General features: G+C 48.6%; 5 protein-coding genes, 1 pseudogene and 1 riboswitch. Of the genes and pseudogenes, 2 read left to right on the forward strand and 4 right to left on the reverse strand.

The features are described 5' to 3' along the window. From AC1DWB_RS31065 to AC1DWB_RS31080, 4 genes and pseudogenes are all read right to left on the reverse strand, one after another. Positions 1 to 200, reverse strand: a 200-nt coding sequence (locus AC1DWB_RS31065) for an NAD(P)-dependent oxidoreductase (protein ID WP_477544963.1), incomplete at its 3' end; no start/stop codon positions are given. Beyond that, positions 154 to 639 (reverse strand): annotated as a pseudogene (locus tag AC1DWB_RS31070) (Rossmann-fold NAD(P)-binding domain-containing protein); the annotation flags it as partial. The pseudogene AC1DWB_RS31070 and the gene AC1DWB_RS31065, both read right to left, overlap by 47 nt. Positions 640 to 672: 33 nt before the next feature. After that, positions 673 to 1,467: an SDR family NAD(P)-dependent oxidoreductase gene (locus AC1DWB_RS31075; protein ID WP_477544964.1), complete on the reverse strand. Its 795-nt coding sequence runs from the start codon at positions 1,465 to 1,467 to the stop codon at positions 673 to 675. 561 nt (positions 1,468 to 2,028) lie between these two features. Further along, on the reverse strand, positions 2,029 to 2,847 hold the full coding sequence (locus AC1DWB_RS31080; protein ID WP_477544965.1) for a phytanoyl-CoA dioxygenase family protein: 819 nt from the start codon (positions 2,845 to 2,847) through the stop codon (positions 2,029 to 2,031). Between the two features lie 171 nt (positions 2,848 to 3,018). Here AC1DWB_RS31080 and AC1DWB_RS31085 point away from each other — a divergent pair, with 171 nt between their 5' ends. After that, positions 3,019 to 3,864, forward strand: coding sequence for a helix-turn-helix domain-containing protein (locus AC1DWB_RS31085; RefSeq protein WP_477544966.1), 846 nt, complete (start codon positions 3,019 to 3,021; stop codon positions 3,862 to 3,864). 50 nt (positions 3,865 to 3,914) lie between these two features. Further along, positions 3,915 to 4,002, forward strand: a riboswitch (cyclic di-GMP riboswitch). 13 nt (positions 4,003 to 4,015) lie between these two features. Then, positions 4,016 to 5,098, forward strand: coding sequence for an HD-GYP domain-containing protein (locus AC1DWB_RS31090; protein ID WP_477544967.1), 1,083 nt, complete (start codon positions 4,016 to 4,018; stop codon positions 5,096 to 5,098). Positions 5,099 to 5,148: the final 50 nt, after the last annotated feature.

The following is a 5,148-nucleotide window of genomic DNA, read 5'->3' on the forward strand; positions in this document are numbered from 1 at the left end:
GCCGAGCACCAGGCGATGTGATTGGTCACAATCGCTTTAGAATGATGGAGCAGTGGATGATCCCGTGATGGAGGCTCCGATTCGCAAATAATCGCGCCGCGCGATACGTTGATAATGGCAGGCTTCCGTTTCATTTGTCCAAAAGTGTCTGCACGCAATAAATGGCGGGTTTGCTCTCCTTCCCGTACCCACAACCCCAAGTGTAATATCTTTGATCGGATAGATCGGTTTTAAATCCTTCACTTTCCCCCACAGACCGTTTCGAGCCAAAGCCGAAGAAGTGAAAATCTTCCTGTTTACAGCGAAAATAAAGCTGACCGCATGCTCGGCTACCTCATCGATGCAATAATCCGGGACATTGATGACAGCTACCTTTTTTTCCGTTGCCGCTTGTAAATCGATATTATCGACACCTACACCGTATCTTCCAATGACCTTCAATTGACCCAAATGGGATAAAAATTCCCGCGTTACCTTCTCTAAATTGACGATTAAGCCATCGATGTCCGTTAACTCAGTCGCCAGTTCCGGAGGATCCTTGCATGAGTAATAAGTGGCTTCAATGTCTGTCGTGCGAAAAAGCGTTAATTCCCGTTGGTCTTCGAATATATCGGCACCAAATATAGCGACCTTTCTCACTCTCCGCCACCTCCTCAGAGTTTCCTTAATGAATCATGCGAAATTGTGGCGAATAGATGGAATCGCCTCTGGCCCGTGATAGGCCGCATACCCGCCATCGACATACAGCACTGCGCCGGTTATGAAGCAAGCCTTGTCGGAAGACAGGAATAGCGCGGCATCGGCAATATTCTGCGGGGTCCCGATATGACCTTGGGGTGTTCTGCGAACCATGTCATCCTCATTCAACACACCTGTGTCGAATAAAGTTCTCATGCCCTCCGTTAGAATGTACCCCGGCGCGATAGCATTGACTCGGACGCCGTCGTATGCCCATTCACAGGCCAATGTTTTTGTAAAGCTGTCAACTGCTGTTTTAGAAGTAGCATACGGCAGCCGATTAGAAATTCCTCCTAATCCATGAATAGAGGAGATATTCACAACAACTCCTGTTTTCCTCTTAAGCATATTCTTTCCCGCTTCTTTCGAGCAGAGGAACATGGATTTAATATTCGTGTCCATAACAAAATCCCATTCTTCTTCTGTGAAAGTAACAATCGGTTTACGAATGGTGGAGCCCACATTATTGACGAGAATGTCCAGAGTGCCGTACGCTTCCGTGGCCTGTGAAAACAACTGTTCTACTTCTACTTTTACAGAAACGTCCGTTTGGAAAGAAATCGCTTTACCGCCCAGGTGAATAATCTCCTCTTTTGTACGGTCAGCAGCTGCTCCATCCAGATCCGCTACGACAACCGTTGCCCCTTCCCGGGCGAACGACATCGCGATTGAGCGTCCAATTCCGTTTCCCGAGCCCGTTACTAACGCTACTTTGTTTATAAATTCCAATGCTGCACACTCCCTAGCGAAATGTTTGAATTAAGGTTCGCTGAAAGCCCCTAATAAACTGAAGTCCACTTTACAATATCACATCCGTGTAATATTTGTATACAATTTATTATGTTTGTATACTTATAATATCGCAATGTCGATAAATAGTATTGAGTTGTATGTTATCATACGGATTGTAGACCGAAAAAAGACCCTAGTCCGAAGACTAGGATCGCGATGCTTGAATAATCGAGCGCTTTATATGCGGATATAGGATACTGTGACCTAGAGTCGATCGTTATATTTATATTCCGTTTCCTCTGTGGTAATGGAATTGGTATCAATATGCCAAGCCCCGGCCCTCCGCTGTCACCGCTTGGGTCCTGCCGGAGTTAGCTTCGGATCCGAACTCGGCGAATCGCTGCACGCCGCCACTGCTGTCGCAAGTGACGTCGTTGCCAGGATGGTTCCCCCTTTTGCTAGCACTTTTTCAGCGTCATTATCGAACCAACAAAAAAACCTCCATTCCCACAGTCATACATTGTGGTTATAGAGGTTTATTCGTCGTCATTCGAGCAATTAATGGGCGCCTCCAGCGAACGGCGTTCCGCAAGGCCCCCCATCAGTGCTACGGCTTCTAGTCGCTCGCTCACCGCGACAGTCATACAGATCCTCGCAGATGTGTCCTCCGAGCTCAAGCGTCGAGCCGCCAACGTAATGGGCGATGAAGGAACGCCGGAACCGATCACGAGACTGGTTAGGGTAAGAGCCATGGATCGTGCTTCCATTGAAGAACAACACATCTCCAGCCTGCAGTTGAATCGGCGTAATGACAGCCCCGGGAGGGACATTCACCTCATCGCGGAAAAAAGACTGCGTCCGATCCGCTTCGTGCGGGCATTCGATAGCCAGGCTGTTCGTCTTCGGGACGACAACCAATCCTCCATTGTCCTCGTCCGCCGCATCGAGCGCAATCCATGCCGCGATACACGTACCTGGAGCGACCTTCAAATAGTAGTTATCCTGATGCAGCGCCTGCCCTCTCGCTCCCGGCGGCTTGAAGTACAGCATACTCTGGGCAAGCAATGCTTCTTCAGCGAAAAGTGCTTCCATTCGATTCATCAACTCATTGTGCAGCAGCATATGAAGCAACGCTTCGTTCACCCGATGGGGGTACAGCATTCTGGGATACAGCCGCAGCGGATCATCGTTGGGTACATATTCGGATATCGATTCATGACAGCCTTCGATCGGCTTCCGTTCGTCCAACTCCGTCATAATCTGTAGAATCGTCTCTATTTGTTCCGGTGTATACAGTTGTCGAGCTATCCAATAGCCTTCTTCGTCAAATTGCTTCTTCCCTTCCGCAAACCGTTCAGCGTTGACACTAACCGCCATCTCCCTCACCTCTTCGTCCTATTACTCATTTCAACCTTATTGTATAAAAGAGCCAAGACCTTAGAAATGAATTAGATCGCTAATTCCATGCACAATCTTGCTGAATATTTATTTCATCTATTGACTGGCTTCGAGAGAGGAAGCTACATTATAGGTAGGAGGGTGAACGGAATGAATAATTATCTGGACACGTTCGAAGAAGAAACAGATTCACCCCCATATGGCGTCCTCGTTGCTGATTATTTTCATAGAGAGTATGGGTTCAATGGACATCGCTCCACAGGAACGAAAGATTGGCTCTTGATCTATACCGTGTCCGGCGAAGGCCAGTTCCGAGTGACCCATGATGTCCAAACTTGCTGCGCCGGCGATGTAACTATTCTCGCACCCGGTGTCCCGCATCACTACGCGACTTCTCCTAACCAGCAATGGGAACTGCTATGGGTGCATTTCGTCCCCATGCCGGAGTGGCTGGAATGGTTGAGGCTCCCTCGTACAACCGAACATCTCATCTATTTAACCATCCAAGATTCACAGACGCGAGTTCGAATACAGGAAGCGTTCCTACGATTGATTCAGGACAGCTCGCGAGGCGGAATATCGTATCGACAATTAGCCTTGTTCGCCCTAGCCGAAATTCTTATCCTCATCCATGCCGAGCATCTCAAGATGAACGAACCTCCTTCTGACGAAAGAGTTGCGCGTATCCTTCAATACTTGAGTGACAATCTGCACCAATCACATCAGTTATCCGATCTCGCCAACATGTTCAACCTATCCGTGTCACGCATGTGCCATCTGTTCAAGGATCAGGTTGGGGATAGCATTATTGCCGTGCTTCTTAAGATGCGTCTACACAAGGCCGCCAAGCTGCTGGAGTATACGGGACGGCATATTCACGAGATTAGTTCGGACGTCGGGTTCGAGTCTCCGTACTACTTTTCCCGAACATTCTCCGCCCATTATGGCTGCAGCCCATCCGATTATCGCAATAATACGAGGGTGAAATGGAAGTGAGGCCGAAAGTCCTAGAAAATATCGTCGAAATAGCATATAATTTGTCGTGTACTTGAAAAAGGCATACTTATCGAAAGGTAAGGACGCAAAACTACAGGCCTAATGGCTATATATGCCTATGGTGGCTGAGTTCCCGAGGAGGAAGTTCGAGATGATTTGCACGGAATATAAACAATTGGTGGACATGCGGCTGCTTCATGATATTTTGGATTCCAGAGGGGTTATGCTGATCCCTATGAATACAGTCTTAACGTCCGCTCATACGAACAAACTCCAACAATTCAACATCAATATATTCGACATTCATGTGGAGGTCCAGCAACAAGACGATATCGCAGAAGCTATACCTGCTGCACCCGAGGTTGTCATTGTCGCACCTGAGGCTCCTCGATCTTCTTCCGAGAGCGCCTGGGTCAAGCGCACGGAATCGAGACTGAAGGAGATTGAAGATTTCATCCATAAGACCGGCAAAGTACCAGCAGATGACGTTGAAGAATACATACTGCCCGTTATTATGGCGGCGACCCAACAGCGTAACATATATAAGCTCTTCGCCGACTTGAGAGAAGAAGGCGACTTCCGCTACAACCACAGCATCGGGGTTGCCATTATTGCCACTACGATCGGACGATGGCTGCATCTGGATGCGCAGGAGTTGGACTTGCTGGCTACTGCTGCCAGTCTTTGCGATATCGGCACCGTCAAGCTTCCTAGTGATTTGGTGAAGAAGACGTCCGGCCTAATGCCGCATGAATACGAGTTAATGAAGCAGCATACCGTGATCGGATATGAGCTGTTGCTAGAATCGGGTCTGGATCGCCGGGTCGCGTTAGTCGCCCTACAGCACCACGAGAAGAATGATGGAAGCGGATACCCCTCTCGATTGAAAGGGCCTGAACTTGATCCGTTGAGCAAGATCGTAGCACTGGCCGACATGTACCTCGCTATGACATCAGATCGACCTCATCGACCGGCCTTGCCGTTCTACCAAGTCATGAACAAGTTGTATGAGGAAATTACACACAATCGTCTCGATTCCAATCTCGGCTTAATCTTCTTGAACCGGCTCATGTCCGCTCAAATTGGAAGCGATGTCATTCTGGAAGACGGTCGTCGAGGCACGATCATACTGACGAATCCGAATTACCCGACTAGTCCCTTGGTCTCGGTCGGGAAGGAATTCCTGGATTTGAGCAAGAACCCTTCCATGCGAATCAAGGAAATTTGCGGGTAAGGTAGGGGACAATCTCCACACCTAACCCTGGTTTGTCAGGAACCGTAACC

This window comes from Paenibacillus sp. P4_E11, from assembly GCF_056401635.1.

What these genes read in the sequence shown, in the direction of transcription:
- AC1DWB_RS31090 (WP_477544967.1), top strand. Translation starts at nt 4,016, where the DNA reads ATGATTTGCACGGAATATAAACAATTGGTGGACATGCGGCTGCTTCAT.
- AC1DWB_RS31085 (WP_477544966.1), top strand. Translation starts at nt 3,019, where the DNA reads ATGAATAATTATCTGGACACGTTCGAAGAAGAAACAGATTCACCCCCA.
- AC1DWB_RS31080 (WP_477544965.1), bottom strand. Translation starts at nt 2,847, where the DNA reads ATGGCGGTTAGTGTCAACGCTGAACGGTTTGCGGAAGGGAAGAAGCAA.